The sequence below is a fragment of the Pseudomonas sp. MEJ108 genome, from assembly GCF_030208985.1.
Taxonomy (GTDB): Bacteria; Pseudomonadota; Gammaproteobacteria; order Pseudomonadales; family Pseudomonadaceae; genus Aquipseudomonas; species Aquipseudomonas fragariae.
Window position 1 is genome coordinate 98,208 of sequence record NZ_JARVSW010000020.1, and the last position, 23,100, is coordinate 121,307.

Annotated in this window: 22 protein-coding genes; 10 read left to right on the plus strand and 12 right to left on the minus strand. The window is 58.4% G+C overall.

Going from position 1 to position 23,100, the window contains the following annotated elements; translation table 11 throughout:
* Nucleotides 1-24: 24 nt before the first annotated feature.
* The 4 genes from QRN50_RS11185 (at nt 25) to QRN50_RS11200 (ending at nt 3,838) form a co-directional block, all read left to right on the plus strand.
* Nucleotides 25-924: a LysR family transcriptional regulator ArgP gene (locus QRN50_RS11185; RefSeq protein ID WP_060406351.1), complete on the plus strand. Its 900-nt coding sequence runs from the start codon at nt 25-27 to the stop codon at nt 922-924.
* A 74-nt stretch (nt 925-998) separates the two neighbouring features.
* On the plus strand, nt 999-1,991 hold the full coding sequence (locus QRN50_RS11190; RefSeq protein ID WP_011268818.1) for an NAD-dependent epimerase/dehydratase family protein: 993 nt from the start codon (nt 999-1,001) through the stop codon (nt 1,989-1,991).
* A 98-nt stretch (nt 1,992-2,089) separates the two neighbouring features.
* Nucleotides 2,090-2,941 (plus strand): ATPase, encoded by an 852-nt coding sequence (locus QRN50_RS11195; RefSeq protein ID WP_011268817.1) that lies wholly within the window; start codon nt 2,090-2,092, stop codon nt 2,939-2,941.
* A gap of 135 nt (nt 2,942-3,076) precedes the next feature.
* Entirely contained in the window at nt 3,077-3,838 is a 762-nt protein-coding gene (locus QRN50_RS11200; RefSeq protein ID WP_096127448.1) for a hypothetical protein, read from the plus strand.
* Between the two features lie 73 nt (nt 3,839-3,911).
* Here QRN50_RS11200 and QRN50_RS11205 read toward each other — a convergent pair whose 3' ends face one another.
* From QRN50_RS11205 to QRN50_RS11215, 3 genes are read right to left on the minus strand one after another with little or no spacing between them, the layout of a single operon-like run.
* Nucleotides 3,912-4,961: an alkene reductase gene (locus QRN50_RS11205; RefSeq protein WP_003405927.1), complete on the minus strand. Its 1,050-nt coding sequence runs from the start codon at nt 4,959-4,961 to the stop codon at nt 3,912-3,914.
* 21 nt (nt 4,962-4,982) lie between these two features.
* Complete coding sequence (locus QRN50_RS11210) at nt 4,983-6,149, minus strand: MFS transporter (RefSeq protein ID WP_024640932.1); 1,167 nt, start codon at nt 6,147-6,149, stop codon at nt 4,983-4,985.
* 28 nt (nt 6,150-6,177) lie between these two features.
* Complete coding sequence (locus QRN50_RS11215) at nt 6,178-6,492, minus strand: ArsR/SmtB family transcription factor (RefSeq protein ID WP_003405921.1); 315 nt, start codon at nt 6,490-6,492, stop codon at nt 6,178-6,180.
* Nucleotides 6,493-6,656: 164 nt separating this feature from the next.
* On the opposite strand from QRN50_RS11215, the gene QRN50_RS11220 reads away from it, so the two are divergent.
* Nucleotides 6,657-7,256 carry an acyl carrier protein phosphodiesterase gene (locus QRN50_RS11220; protein ID WP_003405918.1) on the plus strand — a complete coding sequence of 200 codons (600 nt, stop codon included), beginning with the start codon at nt 6,657-6,659 and terminating at the stop codon, nt 7,254-7,256.
* Here QRN50_RS11220 and QRN50_RS11225 read toward each other — a convergent pair.
* Both QRN50_RS11225 and olsB read right to left on the minus strand, forming a co-directional pair.
* Nucleotides 7,214-8,008, minus strand: coding sequence for a lysophospholipid acyltransferase family protein (locus QRN50_RS11225; protein WP_011268813.1), 795 nt, complete (start codon nt 8,006-8,008; stop codon nt 7,214-7,216). The genes QRN50_RS11220 and QRN50_RS11225 overlap by 43 nt on opposite strands.
* Nucleotides 8,008-8,763, minus strand: a complete 756-nt coding sequence (olsB, locus tag QRN50_RS11230; RefSeq protein WP_003405915.1) for an L-ornithine N(alpha)-acyltransferase — start codon at nt 8,761-8,763, stop codon at nt 8,008-8,010. Before olsB ends, QRN50_RS11225 begins: the two co-directional genes overlap by 1 nt.
* A gap of 378 nt (nt 8,764-9,141) precedes the next feature.
* On the opposite strand from olsB, the gene QRN50_RS11235 reads away from it, so the two are divergent.
* The 4 genes from QRN50_RS11235 (at nt 9,142) to QRN50_RS11250 (ending at nt 12,404) form a co-directional block, all read left to right on the plus strand.
* Nucleotides 9,142-10,248: a serine hydrolase domain-containing protein gene (locus QRN50_RS11235; protein ID WP_096127449.1), complete on the plus strand. Its 1,107-nt coding sequence runs from the start codon at nt 9,142-9,144 to the stop codon at nt 10,246-10,248.
* Complete coding sequence (locus tag QRN50_RS11240; protein WP_003405911.1) at nt 10,245-10,574, plus strand: hypothetical protein; 330 nt, start codon at nt 10,245-10,247, stop codon at nt 10,572-10,574. Before QRN50_RS11235 ends, QRN50_RS11240 begins: the two co-directional genes overlap by 4 nt.
* Before the next feature lie 89 nt (nt 10,575-10,663).
* A complete protein-coding gene (locus QRN50_RS11245; RefSeq protein WP_060401021.1) occupies nt 10,664-11,245 on the plus strand; it encodes a YceI family protein in 582 nt (193 codons plus the stop codon).
* 1 nt (nt 11,246) lies between these two features.
* The gene (locus QRN50_RS11250; protein ID WP_060401020.1) at nt 11,247-12,404 is read left to right on the plus strand and encodes a phospholipase D-like domain-containing protein; all 1,158 of its coding nucleotides are present in this window, start codon (nt 11,247-11,249) and stop codon (nt 12,402-12,404) included.
* 40 nt (nt 12,405-12,444) lie between these two features.
* Here the strand turns inward: QRN50_RS11250 and QRN50_RS11255 are convergent, their stop codons facing one another.
* Entirely contained in the window at nt 12,445-12,678 is a 234-nt protein-coding gene (locus QRN50_RS11255; protein WP_003313478.1) for a DUF6124 family protein, read from the minus strand.
* Nucleotides 12,679-13,111: 433 nt separating this feature from the next.
* On the opposite strand from QRN50_RS11255, the gene QRN50_RS11260 reads away from it, so the two are divergent.
* On the plus strand, nt 13,112-13,597 hold the full coding sequence (locus tag QRN50_RS11260) for a hypothetical protein (RefSeq protein WP_060401019.1): 486 nt from the start codon (nt 13,112-13,114) through the stop codon (nt 13,595-13,597).
* Between the two features lie 77 nt (nt 13,598-13,674).
* Here QRN50_RS11260 and QRN50_RS11265 read toward each other — a convergent pair whose 3' ends face one another.
* The 6 genes from QRN50_RS11265 to QRN50_RS11290 all read right to left on the minus strand — a co-directional run bounded on the left by QRN50_RS11265 (nt 13,675) and on the right by QRN50_RS11290 (nt 23,083).
* Nucleotides 13,675-14,115: a type VI secretion system amidase immunity protein Tai4 gene (locus tag QRN50_RS11265; protein ID WP_060401018.1), complete on the minus strand. Its 441-nt coding sequence runs from the start codon at nt 14,113-14,115 to the stop codon at nt 13,675-13,677.
* A 28-nt stretch (nt 14,116-14,143) separates the two neighbouring features.
* Nucleotides 14,144-14,578 (minus strand): type VI secretion system amidase immunity protein Tai4, encoded by a 435-nt coding sequence (locus tag QRN50_RS11270; protein WP_011268808.1) that lies wholly within the window; start codon nt 14,576-14,578, stop codon nt 14,144-14,146.
* Nucleotides 14,575-15,078, minus strand: a complete 504-nt coding sequence (locus QRN50_RS11275; RefSeq protein WP_011268807.1) for a type VI secretion system amidase effector protein Tae4 — start codon at nt 15,076-15,078, stop codon at nt 14,575-14,577. The genes QRN50_RS11270 and QRN50_RS11275 overlap by 4 nt, the downstream gene beginning before the upstream one ends.
* 50 nt (nt 15,079-15,128) lie before the next feature.
* Entirely contained in the window at nt 15,129-15,617 is a 489-nt protein-coding gene (locus tag QRN50_RS11280; RefSeq protein ID WP_003345343.1) for an Hcp family type VI secretion system effector, read from the minus strand.
* A gap of 484 nt (nt 15,618-16,101) precedes the next feature.
* Nucleotides 16,102-18,750, minus strand: a complete 2,649-nt coding sequence (locus QRN50_RS11285; protein ID WP_285427545.1) for an RHS repeat-associated core domain-containing protein — start codon at nt 18,748-18,750, stop codon at nt 16,102-16,104.
* Nucleotides 18,740-23,083, minus strand: a complete 4,344-nt coding sequence (locus QRN50_RS11290) for a SpvB/TcaC N-terminal domain-containing protein (RefSeq protein ID WP_096126724.1) — start codon at nt 23,081-23,083, stop codon at nt 18,740-18,742. Before QRN50_RS11290 ends, QRN50_RS11285 begins: the two co-directional genes overlap by 11 nt.
* Between the last annotated feature and the right edge of the window lie 17 nt (nt 23,084-23,100).

Here is a 23,100-nt window from a genome sequence, read left to right on the forward strand (position 1 = left end):
CATCATCTCTCATTAGGGAAACTGATGTTCGACTACAAGCTGTTGTCCGCGCTCGCCGCAGTTATCGAGCAGGCCGGGTTCGAACGTGCGGCCCAGGTGCTGGGGCTGTCGCAGTCAGCGGTCTCGCAACGGATCAAATTGCTGGAGGCGCGCATTGGTCAGCCGGTGCTGGTCCGCGCCACGCCGCCGAGCCCGACCGACATCGGCCGACGCCTGCTCAATCACGTGCAGCAGGTCCGCTTGCTGGAGCGCGATCTGCAAAGTCAGGTGCCGGCACTGGACGAGGAGGGCATGCCCGAGCGTTTGCGGATCGCCTTGAACGCCGACAGTCTGGCAACGTGGTGGGCACCGGCCATTGGTGACTTCTGCACGCAGCATCGTCTGTTGCTGGACCTGGTGCTCGAAGATCAGGACGTCGGGCTCAAACGCATGCGCGCTGGCGAAGTCGCAGCGTGTCTGTGTGGCAGTGAGCGCCCGGTGGCCGGGGCGCGCAGTCAGTTGCTGGGGGCGATGCGCTATCGGGCGCTGGCCAGCCCGGCATTCATCGCGCGCCATTTTGCGGACGGTGTCAGCCCCGAAAAACTGGTCAGATCAGCGGCGCTCGTTTACGGGCCGGATGATCTTTTGCAGCATCGTTATCTGGCATTGCTTGGTGTGCAGGACGGTTTCGAGCATCATTTGTGCCCTTCTTCCGAGGGTTTCATCCGTATGATCGAAGCCGGAATGGGCTGGGGGCTGACGCCCGAACTGCAAGTGCGCGAGCAATTGCGCAGCGGCACGCTGCTTGAACTGCTGCCGGATCGCTGTATTGATGTGCCGTTGTACTGGCACCATTGGCGCAACGGTGGTCAGTTGCTGACACGTCTCACCGGGCATCTGGCACAACATGCTGCCCACTGGCTGGTGCCGTTGAGCGATGAATGATCGTCATTACGATCATGTGTAATCAATGCGTGTCGGGTTACCCCTGTCACGCAGACGCGTTAATGGAGCGGTAAATGAAAATTCTGGTCACCGGCGCAAGTGGCTTCATCGGCGGACGCTTTGCGCGTTTTGCCCTTGAGCAGGGCATGAGCGTGCGGATCAATGGCCGTCGTGCCGATGCGGTCGAGCATCTGGTCAGACGCGGCGCCGAGTTCATTCAGGGCGACCTCGCCGACCCGTATCTGGTGCGCGCGCTGTGCGATGACGTCGAGGCCGTGGTGCATTGCGCCGGCTCCGTCGGCATGTGGGGGCGTCGTCAGGATTTTGTGCAGGGCAACGTGCAACTCACCGAGAACATTGTCGAGGGCTGCCTGAAACAAAGAGTGCGCAGGCTGGTCCACCTGTCATCGCCGTCGATCTATTTCAATGGTCACTCGCGCCGCGATATCACCGAAGACCAGGTGCCCAGGCGCTTCCACAACCACTATGCGGCCACCAAATACCTGGCCGAGCAAAAGGTCTTCGGCGCTGAAGAGTTCGGCCTGGAAGTGATTGCCCTGCGGCCGCGTTTCGTCACCGGTGCTGGCGACAACAGTATCTTTCCGCGCCTGCTGCACATGCAGCGCAAGAAGCGTCTGTCGATCGTAGGCAACGGCCTGAACATGGTCGATTTCACCAGCATGCAGAACCTCAATGAAGCGTTGTTGAGCAGTTTGCTGGCAACCGGGTCTGCGCTGGGCAAGGCGTACAACATCAGTAACGGCACGCCGGTCCCGTTGTGGGATGCGATCAATTATGTGATGCGGCAGATGCAGTTGCCTCAGGTTACCCGCTATCGTTCTTACGGGCTGGCCTACAGTGCGGCGGCGATCAACGAAGCGGCCTGCATGCTGTGGCCTGGCCGACCTGAACCTACGCTGTCCAGACTGGGCATGCAGGTCATGAACAAGGACTTCACGCTTGATATCGGCCGTGCAAGGCATTATCTGGATTATCAGCCGCAGGTCAGCCTGTGGACGGCGCTGGATGAATTCTGTGGCTGGTGGCAGGCACAGCACCCGATCTGAATGCGGCAGTAGCACAGTGAGATTGATTCTGCGCTGTTGTTACACTGCCGAACTTTGATTTACGAACTTTGATTTAACAGCTTCCTGAAGGGTTATTCATGCGCAACGATCCCTACGACGATGTCGATGACGTTCCCAGCCTGAGCGCCAAGGACGATGACGACGACTTTGCGCCGAGCAATGGCGCACGCGAGCGCACCACCGTCTATTCGCGCACCACGCCTGTGGTCAAGGTCAAGGGGCCGAGCACCGGGCCGCTCTGGGCATTGGTCGGTGCGCTGTTCATTGCGTTTTGCGGCCTTGGCTGGTGGAGCTTTCAGCAAGTGTCCCTGATGGAGCAACAACTGGTGGCGACGCAGGAAAGCTTTGCGCGCATCAGCGAAGAAGCGGCGGGGCGTTTGCAGGATATCTCCGGCAAGGTCGTGGCCACCGAATCGCTGTCCAGTGACGGCGAAGCCCTCAAGCAGCGCATCAAGTTGCTCGAAGCGCAACTGGAAGACCAGGACAAACAGCGTGAAGGCGTTGAAGGTCAGCAGGGCAGTCTCGACAAGCGTCTGGAGCAGATGGCCGCGCAAACGGCGCAACAGCAAACCGAAAACGCGCAGATGCAGGAACAATTGAAAAGCGTTGTCGCTGAACTGGCTGCGCTGAAAACAGCGTTGCCTGACCTGAAAACCGCTCAGGCTGAGCAGGGCAAGCTGGACGCCCAGATCAAGAGCGTGGCAGCCGATGTCGCAGCCCTGAAAAAGCAGGGCAACCCTTCGGCTGCTGTCGAGCGACTTGAACAAGAGCTGATGGTGCTCAAAAGCGAGCAGGAAAATACTCCGGCACCGTCAGCAGGCGGCAATACTGCCGAGTTCGATGCCTTCCGTGCGCAGGTCACCCGTAGCATCAACACGCTTAACAGTCAGATCCAGAACCTCTCGCAACAGCTCAACGCACGTCGTTGAAACCGCACCTTGCCTGCTGCTACCCATAGCGGCAGGCAGGTGGCCCGGTTTTTTGCACTCGCTAAATAGTTATATGCCTGCCAGTGGAGGGAGGGCTTACGCTTGCGTTTCAGTTGAATAAACGGAGTTTCAATAATGAATGGAATCAAAGAGATGCACACCGATATGTACAAAGACACAACCGAAAAAGATGACCTCGTTGCCGGAGAACTTCAGCCCATGCATCTTGAGTATCCGGTATCAATCAAGCCAAAGGTAAACGTCAAACCCCCGGTCAAGGCGAAAGATCCAGTCAAACCGCCGGTCAAGAAAACGGACCCGGTCAAGCCGCCTGTGAAACCGCCGGTCAGGAAAACGGACCCGGTCAAGCCGCCTGTGAAACCGCCGGTCAAGACAACGAACCCGGTCGAGCCGCCTGTGAAACCGCCGGTCAAGACAACGAACCCGGCCAAGCCGCCAGTCAAGCCGCAGGTCAAGCCCTCTACCAGTGAGCCGGTAGCGCAGACGGTGCCCCCGGTGCCTGCTGCATCTTCGCGTCTGGACAAACTACTGGCAGTCGTCAACACCGCAACGGGCGTCCTGCAACTGGTCCAGCCGCCCAACAGCGTGAACAACGCGGACGGTACTGTCAGCTATCTGAACGGCAGCGTCGAGTCTGCAGATGGTCAATCCGTCACCCATTCTGACGGAGCCGTGCAGAACCTTGACGGCACGACCGTGCATGCCGATGGCTCTACAGAGCACCCCAATGGTGATATCCAGCACAAGGATGGAACCTGGGTTTTTGCGGATGGCTCGGTCAACTACCCGGACGGTCGCTGGAAGATGGCGGATGGCACGATCACCGACGCCGAAGGCAATGTACTAGGTACAGTCAAGCCTGACGTTGCGCCGTAGCGGTTACCCTTACACGGGCGATAAAAAAACCCTGACTCTTGCGAGTCAGGGTTTTTTGCCTTGCAGTAACGTTTTACAGGCGCGGGTAGTCGATGTAACCGACCGGCCCTTTGGCGTAGAACGTCTCCGGATGGGCTTCGTTCAGAGGGGCATCGCTGGCCAGCCGCTCCGGCAGGTCAGGGTTGGCAATGTACGGCACACCGAACGCGATTGCGTCGGCCTTGCCTTCTGCCAGCCAGGCATTGGCGCTGTCTTTGGTGAACTTCTCGTTGGCGATATAAACGCCGCCGAAATCCTTCTTCAACTGTGGGCCGAGGCTGTCTTCAGCATCATGCTCACGGGCACAGATGAAGGCGATACCGCGCTTGCCGAGCTCTTTGGCCACGTAGCTGAAGGTTTCAGCACGGTTTGCATCGCTCATGTCGTGCATGTCGAAGCGAGGCGAGAGGTGAACACCTACACGGCCAGCGCCCCAGACATCGATGACTGCGTCGGTCACTTCGAGCAGCAGACGCGCACGATTTTCCACCGAACCGCCGTACTCGTCGGTGCGCTGGTTGCTGCCGGTCAGCAGGAACTGTTCGAGCAGATAGCCGTTGGCGCCATGCACTTCCACGCCGTCGAAGCCCGCAGCCTTGGCGTTTTCCGCACCGACGCGATAGGCCTCGACGATGTCACCGATTTCCGCCAGCTCCAGCGCGCGAGGTACTGGCAGTGGTGTGATGGGGCGCATCAGGCTCACGTGCCCTTCAGCCGCAATGGCACTCGGCGCGACCGGGGTTTCGCCGTTCAGGTAGGACGGGTGGGAAATACGGCCCACGTGCCACAACTGCAGGGCGATACGGCCACCGGCGTTGTGCACGGCCTTGGTGATATTGCTCCAGCCACGTACCTGGTCGTTGGACCAGATGCCCGGGGTGTCGGGGTAGCCCACGCCCATCGGCGTGACAGAGGTGGCTTCGGTCAGGATCAGGCCGGCCGAGGCGCGCTGCACGTAATACTCGGCCATCATCGCGTTCGGTACACGGCCTTCATCGGCACGGCAGCGCGTCAGTGGGGCCATGATGATGCGGTTGGGCAGTTGCAGATCGCCCAGGGTGATCGGGTCAAAGATAGTCGTCATGTATCGAATCCTCGTAATTGATCAATGCGTAGCGTGTGCCAGATCCGGATTGCCGGTCTGACGGAAAGTAATCAGGGTGATCAGCAGCGCCAGCACTGCCAGTACGGCTGCCGCCAGCGGTACGCTGGTCAGGCCCAGACCGTGGGCGATGACGCTGCCACCGACCCAGGCGCCGAGTGCGTTGCCGACGTTGAAGGCGCCGATGTTCAAGGTTGAAACCAGGTTGGGTGCCGCCTTACCGAAGGTCACCACGTTGATCTGCAGCGCCGGGACGGCAGCGAAGGCCGCGACTGCCCAGAGGAACAGGGTGATTTCAGTCGGGATCAGCGCGGCGCTGGTCCAGCTGAGTACGGTGGAGATCACCGCCATCGAGACGAACACGCCAATCAGCGTGGATGACAGGCGGCGGTCGGCCATCTTGCCGCCGATCACGTTGCCGGCGGTCAGGCCCAGACCGATGAGCAGCAGGGTCCAGGTCACGCCGTTGGGCGATACACCGGTGACTTCGCCGAGCAGCGGGGCAATGTAAGTGAACAGGGTGAACATGGACGCCGAGAACAGCGCAGTCATGGTCAGCGACAGCCAGATGCCGGCACCGCGGAGAGCGCCCAGTTCAGCGCGCATATCGAGCTTTTCTTCATTGCGGTTGGTCGGCAGAAAGCGGATCAGGCCGATCAGCGCAATCACGCCGATGACCGTGACAGCCCAGAAGGTCGAGCGCCAGCCTGCGTATTGACCCAGCGCAGTGCCCAGCGGCACGCCCAGTACGTTGGCCAGGGTCAGGCCGGTGAACATCAAGGCCACCGCTGAGGCACGCCGGTTGGCGGGCACCAGACCTGCGGCAACCACCGAGCCGATGCCGAAGAACGCACCGTGGCACAGCGCAGTCACCACGCGGGCGAACATCAGGACGTTGTAGTCACTGGCCAGCGCACAGAGCAGATTGCCAATGATGAAAATCCCCATCAGCGTGACCAGCGCAGCCTTGCGCGGCAGTTTTGCCGTGGCCATGGCCATGAACGGCGCACCGACGGCGACACCCAGCGCATAGCCGGTCACCAGCCAGCCGGCACCGGGGATCGATACGCCAAGGTCAGCCGCCACATCAGGCAGCAGGCCCATGATGACGAATTCGGTGGTGCCGATGGCGAAGGCGCTCAGGGCCAGAATGAGTAGCGAAAGAGGCACGGGGCAGCTCCTGGTAAACGTTGGAAAATCAGGTCGGGTTGTTCAGTTCTTCAACCAGCGCCTGAACGAATGCCTGTATGACTTCTTCGTTGCGTCTGAAGAAATGCCATTGGCCGACCTTCTTGCTGCTGATCAGGCCAGCGCGTTGCAAAGTCGCCAGATGGGCCGAGACAGTGGATTGTGACAATCCCGCACGCTGATCGATCTGTCCGGCGCACACGCCGTGTTCGATCGAGTACTCCTGGGCGGGAAAGCTTGCACGCGGGTCTTTCAGCCAGGTCAGGATTTCTCGGCGGACCGGGTGGGCCAGGGCTTTTATTATGTCGTCGAGGTCGATAGGCATGTCGTTCTCACAGGCGGTGTAGCGTTATATCGCGATAGAGCGAACCTTATATCTGTATTTAGCGATATACAAATATGATTATGTGCTTAGGATGGGTCAAATCGCTATATCGGGTTATAACGATATATGGACAGCAGGCCCGAAAGCGGCCTAGGCTTGCAGCCATGAACTACTTGGCACATCTTCATCTTGGTGGGCATCGGCCCGCTCAATTGCTCGGCAGCCTGTATGGCGACTTCGTCAAAGGTCCGCTGCCGGGACGTTTTCCTGCGGAGCTGGAAGCGGCGATTCGTCTGCATCGCAGCATCGACGCCTTCACTGACAGTCATCCGCTGATCAAGGCCTCCATTGCGCGCTTTCCGCTGCAGAGACGGCGCTATGCCGGCATCATGCTCGACGTCTTTTTCGATCATTGCCTGGCGCGCGACTGGCATCGTTATGCCGATCTGCCGTTGGACGCATTCACCCGCAAGGTCTATGCCACGCTGGCTGCCGAGCCGCAGTTGCCCGAGCGGCTGGCGCTGATCGCACCGCGCATGGCGGCGCAGGACTGGTTGGGTTCGTACCGGGATTTCGGGGTGCTGGAGCAGGTGTTGAGCGGGATATCCCGACGCCTGTCACGACCCGAAGGGCTGGCCGGCGGCATGCAGGAACTGCAGGCGCTGTACCAGCCCTTGAGTGCGGATTTCGCCGAGTTCTATCCGCTGCTCGAGAATTTCGCTCAGGCCGCTCGGGCCGGACGCGAAACCACTTCGCTCGGCTGAGCCTGCGGCTCGCCAAACAACGCTACCTGAACGGCCTGCTGGGCCTTGAAGGCCAGTGCGGCGCGTTCCTGGTCAGCGGTCGGGATCGGTGTCAGCAAGTGAATATGCACGTCGCTCTGCTCGTTGGCGAACAGTCGGCGCAAATGCGACAGCAGGTCATCGTCGCCAATGAACGGGGCTATCGGGTCCGGTTTGCCGTCACGCGAGTAACCAATGGCCACCGGCTGAATCGGCACGCCAGCGTCGATGGCGCTGGACAGCAGACGACCGTGAAAGGTGCGCAGGCTTTTGCCGTCCGTGGTGGTGCCTTCGGGGAAGATCAGCAGTGCGTTGCCTTGTTGCAGGTGGTTGCACATCTGCTTCTGGATCAGACGGCTGTCGCCCGATCCGCGACGAATGAACAGCGTACCGGCCTTCAGCGCCAGCCAGCCCGCTACCGGCCAGGTGCGTACTTCGGCCTTCGACAGAAACGACAGCGGCGCGAGCATGCCGAGCAGGGCGATGTCGGTCCATGACACATGATTGCTGACCCACAGCATGGGCTGGGTCGGCAGTTGACCTGTCACGGTGACGCGAAACGGCAGGGCGTTGGTCAGGCGTGCCATGAACCAGCGGCTCCAGCGCTGTCTGCGCTCCATCGAACCTCCGATCCTGGTGCGTTCCAGGACCGCGAACGCGCTGGCAATCGTCAATCCGAGCGCTACGACCAGTAGCACCCGGACTACGCGGGCATAGCCGCGCAACCGGCTCATCACACGGCCGCCTTGAAGTGGCGGGCATAGCGCGGGCACAGGTCGTCGCGCTTGAGCAGGATGAACACGTCGGCCACCTGGAAGTCTTCGTCCCAGCACGGTTCGCCACAGATCTTGGCCCCCAGACGCATGTAGGCCTTGAGCAGCGGTGGCATCTCGCAGATCACATTGCTCGGGATGTCGAGGGTCGGCAGCGGATTCTTCGGTTCGGCGCGCAGGTGCTCGTTGCACAGGTAGCGTTCGCGCAGGCGTTGCATGATCGCATGGGCCTGAATACCGCCGTCCTGCATCGGGATGCTCGCGCAGCCCATCAGGTAGCTGTAGCCGCCTTCGTTGAGCACCTCGGCCAGTTCGCTCCACAACACCGCAATGGTGCCGCCGTTGCGGTAGGCCGGATCGACGCAGGTGCGACCCAGTTCGAGGATCGGCCCTTGCAGATTGACCAGCCCGTGCAGGCTGAACTCTTCTTCGCTGTAGAAGCGCCCCAGCGTGTTGGCGGCCTGGTGGTCGAGCAGCCGGGTCGTGGCAACCAGACGCCCGGTGTTCAGGTCGCGTACCCCGATGTGCGAGCAGTGAACATCGTAATCGTCGATGTCCAGGCCTTGTTCCGCGCCGTTGAGACGAGCGTTGAACTCTTCGCTGAACACACTGAAACGCAACGCCTGTGCTTCCTGCAAGGCGCGCGCTCCAATCAGGCGCTCGGCCTGAAGACGACGTTCAGAAGTGTTGTCACGAATGCGGGCGATCTGGGTCATACGAATCTCCATGAGCCAGCCTTGCAGATGCAGAAAGGGCTGGTTGACTGATTTGTCCAGGCGCTTTGCCGTAACTGCAGGCTAGGGAGATGGCGTGTCATGCCTGTGAAGCTTTGGTGATGGTTGTGTGACGGGAAACGCTGGGGCCATTTCTTCTGCGTTCGGTCTTGACCGTTGCAGGGCGGCGCAGATTTGTGACGCAGAGCGTCACGCGAGTGCATTCCCACGCGTGAGGAACGATCGGCCTAAGCAGAATCACTATCGCGCGTGCTCCGCCTGGACGTGCCGTTCCGGACGCTCTGCGTCCGTTCCCGGGGCGATGGCTAACTGTCACGAAACGCTGATACGGTGTGCGGATTACTCTTTAGAGGCCCTGTCATGCCGCGTAGATTTGTCCGCCTGTGTCTGGTTCTGATCCTGGGTTTCAGTGCCCAGGGCGTCGTTGCTCAAACATGGCCGACAGAGCAATGGCCTTCTCGGTCTGTGCCGCGATCTGCGGCCATCGAAGAGCTTGAGGCCTACGCTTTCCCGCCTCGCGACGACGCCACGCGCAAGGGCGTACGCACCGATGCGCTGCTGGTGATTCGTGATGGCGACGTTGTGTACGAGCGCTATGCCGGTGTGACCACCGCGCAAACGCCGCACCTGACCTGGTCGATCAGCAAAAGCATCATGGCGACGGTGCTGGGGGTGGCGTTCGCAGAAGGGCGCTTTCAACTGAATGACCCGGTAGCGAAGTTCTACACGCCGTTCAAGGCGCACCCCGATATCGCCATCAAAGACCTGATGCACTGGGCTTCGGGTCTGGATTGGCAGGAAGACTACGAATACGCTCCGCTCAACTCCTCGGTGGTTGCCATGCTCTACACCCGCGGGCGTGACGACATGGCGCGTTTCACTGCCGATCACAGCGCTGCCCAGCCCCCTGGCAAGACTTACCTTTATTCCAGCGGCGACAGCACCGTGCTGGCGGCGGCCTTGAAAAAGATGGTCGGCGATGAGGCTTATCCGGATTATCCATGGACCGCGCTGTTCGACCCGCTCGGCATCCTCAGTGCGGTCTGGGAAACCGATGGCGCGGGTACATTTGTAGGCTCTTCTTATGCCTACATGACCGCCCGCGATCTGGCCCGCATCGGCCTGCTGATGCAGCGCGGCGGACAATGGCAGGATCGGCAGTTGCTGAACAAGCAGTGGATGGACTTCGCGCTGACGCCGTTTGCCGGCGAAAGCGTGGATGCCAGCGTTGAAGTGCCCGCAGGTCAATGGTGGCTTAACCGCACTGGCGATGGCGGCAAAGGACCGTGGCCGGACGCTCCCCCCGACACCTTCGCGGCACTGGGGCATTGGGGGCAGGCGCTGTATGTGATTCCCGATCAGAAGCTGGTGATCGTGCGCTATGCCGATGACCGCGACAGTACCTACAACCACAATGAGATGCTCAAGCGCGTACAGGCCGCGTTCGGCAAGGAGGGCGGTCAATGAGCTCGCGTCGAATGTTCATCCTGCGCCGTCCCTTCAGCAGCCTGCTATTGCTGATCGTTGCCGCACTTGCCGTACTCGCCTGGCAGTACCGTGTGAACCTGCAGGCATTTCCGACCATCATCAGTGCCTACACCGCCAAGGAATACTGTTCGTGCAGGTACGTCATGAACAATTCCGAAGCGTATTGCCAGGGCTACATCAAGCAGTATCTGCCCAGCACCCTGGTTGACGACAGCAGTCAAAAACGGGTCATTGCCAGCGGCCTGGGACGCACCAGCAGTGCATCGTGGCAGGGTGAGCGACAGGGCTGTCGCCTGCTGCCATGAGGGCTTGATGGATTGCCGCCGAACGTAGGCGTTTGCCAGCGGTCAGACAGGCGGATAAGGTGGCCCTCAATTGCACGTCTGGAGTCTGCATGCTCACTATGAATCGCCTGCTGCTGGTCATGCTGGCCGCAGTGGCGTTACCTGCCCATGCGAACTGGTATCTGGATAACGAGTCATCGCGACTCTCGTTCACCTCGACCAAAAATGCCGATATTGCCGAGGTGCATCGCTTTCTCGTGCTGCACGGCAAAGTCGACGCCAAGGGGCTGGCTGAGGTAGAGGTTGAAACCGACTCGGTCAGCACCGGCATTCCTCTGCGCGACGAGCGCCTTCGAGAGCAGGTGTTTCAGGTGCGCAAGTTTCCGACTGCTCAGATCAATGCGCAGCTCGACATGCGCCCGATCAATAACCTGGCGCCCGGCGCACAGCTCGAACTGCGTTTACCGCTGACCGTCAGCCTGCGCGGCGAGACCCACAGTTATAACGCCGAGCTGCTGGCGACGCGTCTCGACGAGCGGCGCTTTCAGGTCGTGACGCTCGAGCCGCTGGTGATCCATGCCCAGGATTTCGATATGGCCCCGGATTTCAAGGCTTTGCGCAACGCCGCAGGATTGTCGGCGGTGAGCCTCTCGGTCCCGGTCGGGGCTGTCCTGATCTTCACGGCGCGCTGATATGAACGGTGCGATTTTCCCGTGGCGTGAAAACAACCGCTTTCAATTGCTGATCGACGGCCCTGCGTTCTTTCCGCGCATGATCGCAGCCATTGATCGCGCCGAGCAGCAGGTCGATCTGGAATTGTACCTGGTCGAAGCCGGGGCTTGCGCCGACGCCATCGTGCGCGCGCTGGTCGAGGCGGGCAGGCGTGGCGTGATCGTGCGCTGCCTGTTCGATGACTTCGGTTCAAAAGCCTTCGACGCCGGCCTGCGCAAGCAACTGACCGATGCCGGTGTGATTCTGCGTTTCTACAATCCGATCCACTGGCGGCGGGGCGTGCGTAACTTCTACCGCGACCATCGCAAACTGCTGGTGGTGGACAAGGCCTTGGCCGTGGTGGGGGGCACCGGCGTGACCGACGAGTTCTGGGAGCCGGACAAGGACGCCAGCCAGTGGCACGAAGTGATGGTCGAAATCACCGGGCCGCTGGTGATTGACTGGCAGGCGCTGTTCAACCGGCAGTTCCACGCCAACGCCCGGCGTTTCGCCTGGCGTCCGAAAGAAAACTTCGGCCTTGATCACCTGCCCAAGGCCCCGACAACCGGCGAGGGGCTGGGCCGCGTGGCGTATGCCGATTCCCGCCAGCACCGCGACATTCTGCAATCGCTGGTGCGTGCGCTGAACACCGGGCAAAAGCGGATCTGGCTGGCAACTCCTTACTTTCTGCCCACCTGGAAAGTTCGCCGCTCTTTGCGCAGGGCTGCGGCGCGTGGCGTTGATGTGCGTTTGCTGCTGACCGGACCGCGCACCGATCACCCGTCCGTACGCTATGCCGGTCAACGCTACTACCCGCGCCTGTTACGCGCCGGGGTCAAGGTGTTCGAATACCAGCCCTGCTTTCTGCACCTGAAAATGGTCCTGATCGACGACTGGGTGAGTCTCGGCTCGTGCAACTTCGATCACTGGAACCTGCGCTTCAACCTGGAAGCCAACCTCGAAGCTCTCGACCCCGGACTGACCCGCGACGTGGTCGCCAGCTTCGAAAAAGACTTCGCCCTGAGCGTCGAAACCACGTTGGCAGACTGGAAGGCCAGACCGCTGTGGCGACGGGTCAAGCAGCGCTTGTGGGGCTGGATCGACCGGCTGGTGGTGAACTTGCTGGATCAGCGTAACTGAGGTTTGCGCGGGGCCGAGCGCGGCCCCGGTTGTCATCTGCTCAAACGATGCATTCCAGTGAACGATCAACCATGGCTTTGGCCATCTCGGCCATGTGCAACACCGAAAACGCCAGGTCACGGCTGGTGCCCTGGGTGCTATCGCCGGACTCATAGGCCGTCGTAATGATGCAGCGCAGCAGATCCGAAGCGTAATTGAGCGCTTCCTCCTGGCTGACGGATGCGTTGACGGTGAACAGGGCGGTGGGCGGGTCGGGGACGATTTTATCGGGCATGTTTGCAACTCCAGCAGAACTTGTGGGAGCCGTCACTCATCGCTACCAAACGATAAGGTGGCGGCCGTGTGCAAGTTGGTAGACCGGCTGCTGGCACCCGGTGCATCCGAAGATGCCATGCGCACGGCCACCATGAAAACGGGACGAAAGAGATCGCCTCGCGGAGGTGGCACATTGCGCCAGCAAAAGCAGGTCTACCAAACCTGATCGCTGATTGGGCAGCGATCGATGAAGGCTAGAGACCTGAATAGCCAAGCGCAAGAGGCCGGGATTTTCTCGGAAATTTCCTTCAATTGGAAGGGAGGCGTCCTGCTGATAATTCCTACAAGAATTATCGAAATGGGCTTGCTGAGGATGTTCTCGTTGCCCTCTCGAAAACGTGGGTACACTCTTCTCTACAGCATAAAGACGTGTTCAGCGCTAAGGGCAGGAAATGGATAACACAGGGAGTGATGGGCAGCAGCCTGAAAGCCTAAATCTGAAATTCAACTATAAATTCTTCTTTTGGCTGCTGTTCTCGATAGTGGTTTTGAAGCTCACCCTGTTCGACTATCTGGACAGCCCTTCGGGCGCAGATGAAGTCGTGATGAAGCGCGAGCTACCGCAGGGGGACTGGCTTTACATCACCTGCTACTGGGCGCCCGCGACGGATCTGAACACCTTGCGGTTTTACATCAGCAAACGTCTGGCAGGTAGCGATTCGCAAGTGTTGAAGCAATTGAACGAAGCCAGCCTTTTCTTGCTGACGGACAGTGCTCTGAGTGATGTGAGAATTTCCGATACGCCCAACGGTGTAGGCGTGGAAGTGACAGGTGCTGTTTATCAGTATTTCAGCAAGCAGTACATCACCGAGGGCGAGACGTTAAGCAGCTATCGGATCACAGTGAAGCAGCATGATATGTCTCTGCCCTACAGATAATGTGCGGAGTAGGGTGCTTGTAATGAAAATAGCCTGTGCAGCTTTTGCCGGACAGGCTTGTTGCATGAAGGGAGTGGTTAAGGTTTTTTGATATTCTGCATGTAGGTCTGATTCGGGTGGGTCACGACCTTCTTCGTCAACGCGTCGAGCTCCTTGCTGTGATACATGTCCAGGCATTTCAGCAGGTCGAATTTTATACCTTTGATCTGGGATTCGGCCAACGGGTTTGTGTAGTCGCGCGCGAGGTATTTTTCAACCAGGGCCTTGACGGCAAGAGGACTTTTTTCCATGTCATAGTAGGTCCAGTCACGCAGCGCACTGACACTGCTGCCCGCGTCAATTCCGACGTTTACGTCATATTTATAAGCGGTGGTTATGCAGGTGGCGAGCGCCATGTCCTTGTAGTTTTTTTCAAAGGTTCTGTACATGCCTTCGGGCGATGAGGTGGGGGTGTAGGCAAAGCAGTTGGATGGTGCCAAGACTAGAGATGCTGTAAGGGCCGCAAGACGTGATTTCATTCTACGAACCTCCCTGTGAATATGGATTTTATTTGTAGTCTTGCATGTAGGTGTGTGTTGGATTTACGACAGTCTTTTTTGTCAAGTCATTCAGATCCTTACTGTGGTAAAGATCCAGGCACTTTAAAAGGTCAAATTTTACACCTTTTATCTCGGACTCGGTTAAGGGGTTTGTATAATCTCTGGTCAGATACTTCTTTACGAGTGCTCGTATTTCATCAGGTCCCACTTCCCAGTCGTAATTTGCCCAGTCCTCAATGGCGGTGACGCTACTTCCAGCGTCAATTCCGACCTTTACGTCATATGCGTAAGCGTTTGCTATACAGGTAGCGAGGACCAGGTCCTTGAAGTTTTTTTCATAGCTTCGGTGCATGCCCTCTGGTGATGAAGGTTTTGTATGTGCGAAGCTCTCGGTTGCCACGAGTGCGAGACAGACTGTGAAGGCTGTGAAGAGAAACTTCATGAGGTTAGGCTCCAAAAGTTTGCCGTATCCGTACGGTAGTTGACGTCGGGCTCGTTAAAGTAGCAATGGTCATAGCAAAGATTGCCGTCAAACAACGTTGCATGGCCTTTTGCGTCTGTCCAGCCCGATATTTCAAATAATATAATTCCTTTTTTTCTTGCAAGCGCTCCGCCGTCAGAAGGTGGGTATTTGACGACCTCAGGCTTGCCCCAGTGCGTTTCCAAAAAGCTTTTCAGGTTCGATACACGGAAAAAGTACTGGTGCTGATCTGCGCCGGAGACTGTCTGTTTAGATACTTTAGGTATTTTCAGTCCTGAGTAGTTCAGGATGTAACTTAATCGAACAGCACAGGTGTTCCTCCATTTTGTAGAAGGATCAGGGTTGTTTATGTTCTTCGCGACGAACCCCCCAATCACCTCTGCCACTCGTTTTTCCGGTGCCACCGGATCATAAATATGTTGCGAAGCCGCCCAGGCAGCAGTAAAAAATGGCCGTGCCATAGTCCTTCCTTGATCATGTCGTGACGTTTTATGCGTGAGCGTTCAAGACGTCAGGAATAGACCTTGTTGTTGATACGGTTCCAGCCACCCGAGACATTCCCTCCACCGGCACCGTCAGATCTTTTCTGCTGGGTGTAGGTGGTTTTTATTTTTCCGTAGTTGAGGCTGATGGTCTCGCTGGGGATGCCATCGTTGGCATGCTGGGTGTAGTTGGAAATGATGACTTCTTCCAGCAGCACTTCAAAGTATTTGACCTTGTCTCCGCCTGCACGATGCAGTGACAAGACGACTTCCTTCAGGTGCTTGCCCGCGCACAAACTTTCCATGAGCTTGCAGCTCGACTTGTCCAGTGATTTGGTGAACGTGAAATCACTCAAGGACGTCCGACCCGACGAGGCGCCTCCTGAAGAACTCGCCGTGGCGGAGGTACTTTGGTGCATGCCGAAACCATACCCGGTGATCTCGATACAGTCCTTGTAGCGATCATCCAGCGCTTCGCCTGGAATGCCTTCGATTTTGATATATGCGTCAAATGCCATGTTTAAAACTCCACGTTCGATCGGTATTACGTTGCATACAGGTATCCATATGTTTCAGCAGCGTAATCTTTATTTTTATCGAACATGGTGATCAGCAACCTTTGGTGTTGACTGAAACATCTCTACTTTTTGTCAGAATGGTCGTACAGACTTTTTCGACCTCTGTGCATTGTCAGGGGGCTGTCTTATAAATGAGAGCGGGCTTGCTTTGAGTTGCGGTTGCAAGTACCGAGCGTAAAATGGCTGATCGGATCCAGTACAGGATCTGTTTGGCGCTGCACCCACAATGCCTCCATTTGAAACTCGGTCAGTGGTATGGGCATGCATAGCTTCGTTCATGTCTAGACGTCCTTTTACCAACCTGGTATTGACCAAGAGAAACTTTCCATGCGGCGTCTTCGGCGTCGGTCATCTGCTTCATCAGGCGTCTCGGCGATTGAGATCAGACGTTCTACCAAATTTGGAAGTCTTCCCCATCGTTTCCCTAGTAAAAGCCAGTCTGGCTATATGATTGCTGTTTAGGGCGTACAGCAACAATAAAGTCAGCGAAGGGGAATTCTGAGTCCCCCTGCCGATCAACCCATAAAGCCTCCATGCCAAAGTCGTCAAGTACTCGTTGAGTTCGCTTGCCGTTGGGCGTTTCCTGAAGAAAAGTCTGTAGCATTTCCGGAGTTTTGTTTTCTATTGTCAAAGTTTTCGTCAACGTCTCATTATTCACGACGAAGCTATTTTTTATAACCGAAGGTAAAACGCCATGGGTATTTGTTTTTTGGGCGATGGTTCTATACTGGTATCGGACTACGTCATTGGCATGGTAGTCATTGCTTCCGCTTCTTTTGTAATTTGAACGAAAGGTCCATTCGTTGGGCGCGTATTCGTTGAGGAAGTCGTCCTCTTTTTGAAGATGCTTTGATTCTACGACGTAGGGGCCGTATGCCAAGCTGCTGTTATGGTCAAACATCGTCGCTACGATAGCGGTCGCCTCGCCGGAACGTTTATCAACTGCGGCCAATCTTTTTTCCAATCCGGAAACAAGATATCTGTCTGGTAATGTGTAAGCAGGTCCGAGGAATGGCTCCTGATCGCCCCACAAAACACCGGGTCTCGCATCTTGATTTTCAAGGGCATAGCTATTTGAGGTTATCGGTTTTCGACGAGCGGGTGATGGCGGCGACTCAAGCGCGTGCTTCCCCATGTATCCCAACCTGTCGTAATAGGTGATTGGACTGTTTTTTACGTACCCGTACAGATTCAACCCATCCACATCCCCCGCCGGATCCGGACTGATCCACCGCTGCAACCACGGCGCGTAATACCTGAACCCGTAGTAATAAAGCCCGCTGGCGTCGCGCTCCTTGCCCGAATAACGCACGGTCTTGTACTTCGCTTCCACTGCGCTGCGCGCCGCCCACCAGGCCGTGCCGCCGAAAGGGTAATAGCTTTCCTGGCTGATCAGGCCGCCTTGCTGATCCAGTTCCAGCGTGCTCGAGCCCAGATGATCACCCAGGCTGTAACGCACCTGATCGTTCGCAATAGCGCCTGGCTTTCCGGCTTCCCAGTGCAACACTCGCACACTATTGCGACCCGCCTGAGCGGTGATGACATGGAGGATTTCGCCATCGGCCGTGGTGCGGATTTCCAGCCCCGGCAGGTAGCGCACTTCGTTGATCAGCGTGCGACTTGATGCCTGAGCAGTACTGATCTTGCGACAACGTTGACCCTGGCCGTCATAGACATAGCGTTCGTCATCGTTCGACCCGTCTTCACGTTGCACAGTGGTGATGTGCTGCAACTGGTTACGCACATCCCAGCCCATAACCTGACCACGTACAAGTTGCAGCAGATTGCCGTTGGCATCAAAACTCGTAGCGAAATCCACATCGCCGTCATCGTCGGGCAGGCTGCGATTGCTGTCCGGTGCAACGTGCATGTTGCGGGTGAAGTTGTGCGCGCCTTCGTGGCGCATTTGCAGCAGGTTACCCGCAGCGTCGTAGCTGTAACTCTGCGTGTAGTTGCTGACCTGGCAAGGATCGATGGTTGGCAGAGATTGCAGCCCGGGCAACGCGGGGCCATGGCTGGCACCGTTTCGGACTTCACGGCCGCTGGCTTCGATCAGTTGATACAGCGTGTCGTAAGCAAAGCGACTGATGGGTTCGATAAGCTGGTTGTCGCAATACCTGTCCGGTTGAGACGTATCGTTGACGAGCAGGATATTGCCCACCGGGTCATAGCTGTAATTGAGTTGCTGCAGCAGCGTGCCGTCAGCAGATATCGCGCTCAGCCCGGTCAGTCGGCCGTCCTGTTGATCATAGGAATAAAGGCTGACCACGCCATTGCCCGCTGTTTCCTGCTCGACCTGATTGAAGGCGTTGTAATGAATTTCATTGACCAGTGTCTGCGGCTGTGAGGCACTGGCCAATGTCAGTTCAGCCGCTTTCAACTGCCCGGCGACAGTCATGCCAAATGCCTGGGTATTGCCCATGGCATCGGTCTGCGCAAGCGCGTCGCCCAGCGCATTGAACCGCCAGCAGGTTTGCAGCACGACAGGCTCAAGCAAGGCATCGCGCTCGGCTTCGGTCAGCGGCCAGTCCGGGCTTTCAGGGGTTTTCAGGAACTGTCGTTCTTCACAAAGCGCTACGCCGAGCAGCCCGTAATCCGCCAGCAAGCGCGAGCCCGCCGTATCGTCATGACGAACCAGTTGATTGCATTGGTTGTGTGCCGCTGCATCTGCCTGGCCATAGGTGAACCGCTCCGCACACCGATTCTGTTCGATGATCCTTGTCGGGCGCAGGTGCAGGTCGTACTCGAGCTGCTTCTCGGTGCCGCGACCATCCCAGTCGCGCAAGACCTGGCCCGCCTCGCCGAATAACACCCGTTGCCAGCCGGCATCGACACTCTCAGTGGCCAACGCGTTGCCGCCAAGGCTGTAGACAGTGCTCCGGTTGGCGTTGGCCAGACGTGGATCAGTGGCGGCGATCATTCTGCCTGCCGGGTCGAAACGCTGTCGGGTAACCCGCATTGCGGCCGCTTCCGTGGCTTCGGTTCGATGTAAAAGGACCTGGCGCACAACCAGGCCACGACCCTCGCAAACGATCAACTCCGGCGTATGGGCATGTACCGCGCTACTGACCATGCTCGGCTGCCTTCCTCGCTGCCAGCACTTCCTCGGCCGTGTCGTTTTCATCCTCACTGATGGTGTACCAGACCCGATAGGTCTGCCGGCGCATCCAGCCTTTGGCGGTAATGGTGATGGTCGGACGCCCCAGCGGGTCGTAGAACTGTTTGTCGACGATGTTTTGTGAGCGTATCGAGGCGTCGTTCACATACAGATGGCTGTTGGCGAAATACGGCCGGTAAACGCGCACCGCCAAGCCTTTATTGTTGTATTCCACCCGTTCACTGACCCGCCAGCGTGGCGATGCATGGACAATTTTCGGTTGACCGCCGACCAGCTCGAGATTGCCCCCTTCATCGACGGAATAGGCGTCGCCGTCCTCCACCTTTTGACGGGTTTGCAGCGTGCGGCCGAAGCCGCCTATCGACGCCATGCTGATGCGGATCTGCCTGTCCGGGTCTTCGGGATAGCGGTCTGCAACCAGGACAGCGGTTGCCAGCGGGATGTGGACCCGCCCCAAAGCCGTATTGCCATCGTAATAGGCCGCGCTGGCCTGCCTGCCCAGCGCATAGTCGGGTTGCAGTACGACATCGCTGGCAGAAGCCCAGTAATGTCCGGCGCGATTGAGTGGCGGAAAACCGGCTGCCTCACCCAGTTCCGTGCCGTAAAAGCTGGTTGCCCATACCCTGCCGAAGGCGTCGTAATCCGCTTCCTGACTGTTCTGATTGGGGTCGATGATTCGTCTTGGCTGCAGCACACGATAATCGTATTCAGCCGTGGTGACGCAGCCTGCCGGGTCGGTAATGCGAGTCGTGAACAGATCGTAGGCGTCGTACTCGACGAGACTCCAGCCATGACTGCGTGTGGGCCTGAATGTGGTGGGGTGAAAGAAATGCTCCGGACCGGCATAAGTGGCGAAGCCGCGTTTTACCGACCACAGGTTCAGGCTGTCTGCTGGCAGAAAGCTTGGCATCTGCTGATAGCCGATCTCGACGAGTTTTTCGGCCAGAGTGACGCTGTCCATGACCCGCTCATAGGCGCTCAGTGCATGATCATCCAGTTCAGCCGTTTCAACGGCGTCAGCCAGCGCCTGAAAGGTCGCCTCGCCATCGCCACAACCGATGTAGCGTTGCACCGACAGACTGGTGAGCGTGCGTGGCAAGGTGGCGAATGGCCCGTCCGGATCGGCGAACTGTTCGTAGCTGATCTGCGCAGGCGTCAAGGCGCTTGCCGGAATGAGCATGGCATCGCTGCGTGTGCGGTAAGGCAGCCCCAGACGCCAGCTCTGCGGGCTGTCCAGATGAATGGCTTCGGCGCGCATTTCATTCGCGTAGAACTGTTGTTGAGCTTCGTCGTGCGACGCTTCCCACCATTGTTGCTGGTAAGGGTCCGCGAAGGGGGGCGCGTCGCCCGGTTTCTTGCGCCGCGCATAGTTGACGCTGGCTGAGTGGAGCACCGAGCCGTAGCGGTCCCACGCCAGGTTCAGGCTGTGTTCGCACATCGGATCCTCCAGTTCCTCGGCCTCGTAACGATAGGTGATGACTTCCAGGCTCAGCGGCAGCATCGATGCGTAGGGTCGATGTGCGCTCAATGCTTGCAGTTGGCGAACCAGATAGCGGCAGGACTGGGTCGAATACAGCACTGTGGGACGTTGACTGGCGTCGAGTCCAAAGACTTCGCCGCGCAGTACCGAGCCGCTCAGCGCTCGTGCCATTTCCTGCAAGGTCGCATCATCCGCGTCCGTTATCGGCAGCTCTGTCTGGGTTGCGGCGTCGAGTCGGGACAGCACATGCTCGCCGGGCAAGCGTGCCAGGAGGTCGCTGCGGTCATAGTCAGTGCAAGGTCTGGCGGGGTAGCGTCCGGTGTGGAACCAGGTCTTGTTCAATACCGGAGCGGTAAAGTCCTCCTGATTCTGCGACGACGTTTCGGTGTCGGTCTGCAGGAGCAGGCCGAAGCCGCGAAACTCCCGTTCGCGAGGGTCATAGAAACCCTGTCGATAGCGGAACAACTGGGTCAGCGTATTGCCAGTGGCCTTGTCCTGCAGGGTTTGCCTGACGACCACATGAACCGGGAACGGCAATTCCGAGACAGCAACGCTGCCTGCGCCCCGCAGCTCGTTCTTTTCGTCCAGCCATTCCTGCGCCGAACTGCGATAGCTGACTTCTCCGGCAGCACCGAGATTGTTGTCCGAGGCCTTCAGCAAATACGGTTTGTGCACCGAGCCTGTCCGGTCGGCTGCGTAGTAAAGGCTCCAGTGCCGGGGCGCCATGTGTGGCACGGTCAGCACCAGGCTGGAAAAGCCGAGGCCCAGCAGATCGACCGCACTGAACTGGCAGAATCGGTCATAACGCACGCCCTCTGGCCAGGGCTGATCGAAGGCCGCGGCCAGACCGTTGCCGCCCTGATTCATGAAGACCTGGAAGCCATCGGCTTGCAGATAAAGCACGTCACTGGCACCTGAGCCATCCAGGTCCGCCAGCCGCACCCGGCTCGAATCGAAAGCTTCATAGGTGTAGGGCAGCGTGGCAAACAACTGGCCCTTGCCGAACCGGCCTCGGCCCAGGTTCGGCCAGACGCGGATTTCGTTGTGCCGTATCCGGATCAGGTGTTGTTGCCCGGTACCCAGCAGGTCGCTGAACGCCACCAGTTCAGTGGAACTGTCGCTGAGCAATGGCAGGCGATCCTCGTCGTGAGGAATGTCCACCGCTGCGGCGAATCCATCGGCTCGACGGTTGGCATACAGACGAACGCTACGTGGGCCGATCAAGGCCAGATCCGACAGCCCGTCGCCGACCAGATCCGCCATTTGGCCTTGCGGGTGGAAAAACTCTGCAGGAAAAGCCGAGAACGTGGCGTATTTCGACCAGCTTCGATCAGGGTTGAGGGTAAAGAATCCGGCCATTCCCGGTTGGGCGACAACCCAGTCCAGCCGCCCGTCGCCGGTCAGATCTGTCAGGGTCTGACGTACCGGTGCGGCTGAATCAGCCGTGGGAATGCGGGGTAACGGTTGACAGGTTCCGTAGGCAACGGCATCCGCTGTGCCAGCGGTATCACGGATCGGTTCGCGATAAAGCCAGGCCTTGTCGTCGCGATACAGAATGCCGGGCAAGCCGTCGCCATACAGATCGACCAACTGGTATTGCTGGCCGTCATTCAGGCCGGCCATGGGCTCCAGCGGCGTGTAAATGCCCGACTCAAGACTGAAATCGGTGTATTGAAATTGCACAGGGGGTTGTCGATCGACGCGCCGCCAGTCAGTGCCATCCCATGCTTCTGAATGCGCCGCGCTCAGCATGTTGTAGCCGAGGGTTGTCTGATAATGCTCCAGCAGCAGTCGCCGGGTCAGCAGCGGGGATGCTCCGAGTTCATTCGGGAAGTGATGGAACATCAGAACCTGCCGGCACAGGCGCAGATTACCCAGCTCAAAACCGTAGGCGAAACTTGAATGCGGATCACTGCGCACCGGCCAGGTAAATTGCTCGTCATATGCGGGCGGCGGATCACTGCGGGTGTCGCGCTGGCCATAGTCGAATAACAGGTCGAAGTGCCACAGCAAATCGTCCAGCGAATCTTCCTCCCACAGGTAAAGCAAAGGGTGCGCCTTGGCATTGCCGTAGCGAACCCGGCTCAGGTAACGTTGGGCGCGGAAGTTTCTCGGGTGATCCTCCGGCAGGCCCTGATGGTCTTCGGGCTTGTATTCGTAGAGGATGTGTTCGCCGACGGCATTCATGCTTTCATCCAGCAACCATTCGGCAACCCGGTTCATGTCTGCCGGGTCGGCAATACGCGACGAGATCTTCCTGCCATAGAGGTTCAGGCTGCCGTCGGCGCCGTGAATCAGCCAGAAGCCGGGATCTGTGTTGTTTACGCGCCAATGCTCGATGCGCGCAAAGGCCCCCTCGACTCTGCTGAAGTAACGCACTACCTGATAAGTCGCATCCAGATCATCACCGTTGTAGCGGCTGACCTGACTCGAAACCAGCGCGCCGCTGTCGTCGCGTTCTGGCAGGCAGACATCGCCTCCGGGGCCGAAAATAAGATCATCGTCGGTGTAGCTCGGTACGCCCTTGCTGGCACGACGCGCCACTTTGCTGGTGTTCAGATTCCAGCCAAGCCCGAACACACCGTTGCCGGAGGTGCTTTGATAACTCAGCGACAGGGCGGGCGCGTAACCGCGGCCCGGGCTGATCGGCAGGGCGATCTCCAGTGATGCCGCGCCGCTGGTGCCAACCGATCCCCAGCCCTTGCCGATGCTTTGAATCGCGCCACCGCCTTTGGGTAATGACGGGGTGGCAACAGCCGGCTGGAGAGACTGCGGCGATTGATTCTGCGATTGCGATTGAGCTTCCATGACGCTTGCTCCCTGTC

Coding starts and splice junctions, on each gene's coding strand:
- QRN50_RS11290 (WP_096126724.1), bottom strand. CDS start 23,083: ATGGAAGCTCAATCGCAATCGCAGAATCAATCGCCGCAGTCTCTCCAG.
- QRN50_RS11285 (WP_285427545.1), bottom strand. CDS start 18,750: ATGGTCAGTAGCGCGGTACATGCCCATACGCCGGAGTTGATCGTTTGC.
- QRN50_RS11270 (WP_011268808.1), bottom strand. CDS start 14,578: ATGAAGTTTCTCTTCACAGCCTTCACAGTCTGTCTCGCACTCGTGGCA.
- QRN50_RS11245 (WP_060401021.1), top strand. CDS start 10,664: ATGCTCACTATGAATCGCCTGCTGCTGGTCATGCTGGCCGCAGTGGCG.
- QRN50_RS11240 (WP_003405911.1), top strand. CDS start 10,245: ATGAGCTCGCGTCGAATGTTCATCCTGCGCCGTCCCTTCAGCAGCCTG.
- QRN50_RS11190 (WP_011268818.1), top strand. CDS start 999: ATGAAAATTCTGGTCACCGGCGCAAGTGGCTTCATCGGCGGACGCTTT.
- QRN50_RS11225 (WP_011268813.1), bottom strand. CDS start 8,008: ATGAGCCGGTTGCGCGGCTATGCCCGCGTAGTCCGGGTGCTACTGGTC.
- QRN50_RS11215 (WP_003405921.1), bottom strand. CDS start 6,492: ATGCCTATCGACCTCGACGACATAATAAAAGCCCTGGCCCACCCGGTC.
- QRN50_RS11235 (WP_096127449.1), top strand. CDS start 9,142: ATGCCGCGTAGATTTGTCCGCCTGTGTCTGGTTCTGATCCTGGGTTTC.
- QRN50_RS11260 (WP_060401019.1), top strand. CDS start 13,112: ATGGATAACACAGGGAGTGATGGGCAGCAGCCTGAAAGCCTAAATCTG.
- QRN50_RS11250 (WP_060401020.1), top strand. CDS start 11,247: ATGAACGGTGCGATTTTCCCGTGGCGTGAAAACAACCGCTTTCAATTG.
- QRN50_RS11220 (WP_003405918.1), top strand. CDS start 6,657: ATGAACTACTTGGCACATCTTCATCTTGGTGGGCATCGGCCCGCTCAA.
- QRN50_RS11280 (WP_003345343.1), bottom strand. CDS start 15,617: ATGGCATTTGACGCATATATCAAAATCGAAGGCATTCCAGGCGAAGCG.
- QRN50_RS11275 (WP_011268807.1), bottom strand. CDS start 15,078: ATGGCACGGCCATTTTTTACTGCTGCCTGGGCGGCTTCGCAACATATT.
- QRN50_RS11255 (WP_003313478.1), bottom strand. CDS start 12,678: ATGCCCGATAAAATCGTCCCCGACCCGCCCACCGCCCTGTTCACCGTC.
- olsB (WP_003405915.1), bottom strand. CDS start 8,763: ATGACCCAGATCGCCCGCATTCGTGACAACACTTCTGAACGTCGTCTT.
- QRN50_RS11185 (WP_060406351.1), top strand. CDS start 25: ATGTTCGACTACAAGCTGTTGTCCGCGCTCGCCGCAGTTATCGAGCAG.
- QRN50_RS11195 (WP_011268817.1), top strand. CDS start 2,090: ATGCGCAACGATCCCTACGACGATGTCGATGACGTTCCCAGCCTGAGC.
- QRN50_RS11205 (WP_003405927.1), bottom strand. CDS start 4,961: ATGACGACTATCTTTGACCCGATCACCCTGGGCGATCTGCAACTGCCC.
- QRN50_RS11265 (WP_060401018.1), bottom strand. CDS start 14,115: ATGAAATCACGTCTTGCGGCCCTTACAGCATCTCTAGTCTTGGCACCA.
- QRN50_RS11200 (WP_096127448.1), top strand. CDS start 3,077: ATGAATGGAATCAAAGAGATGCACACCGATATGTACAAAGACACAACC.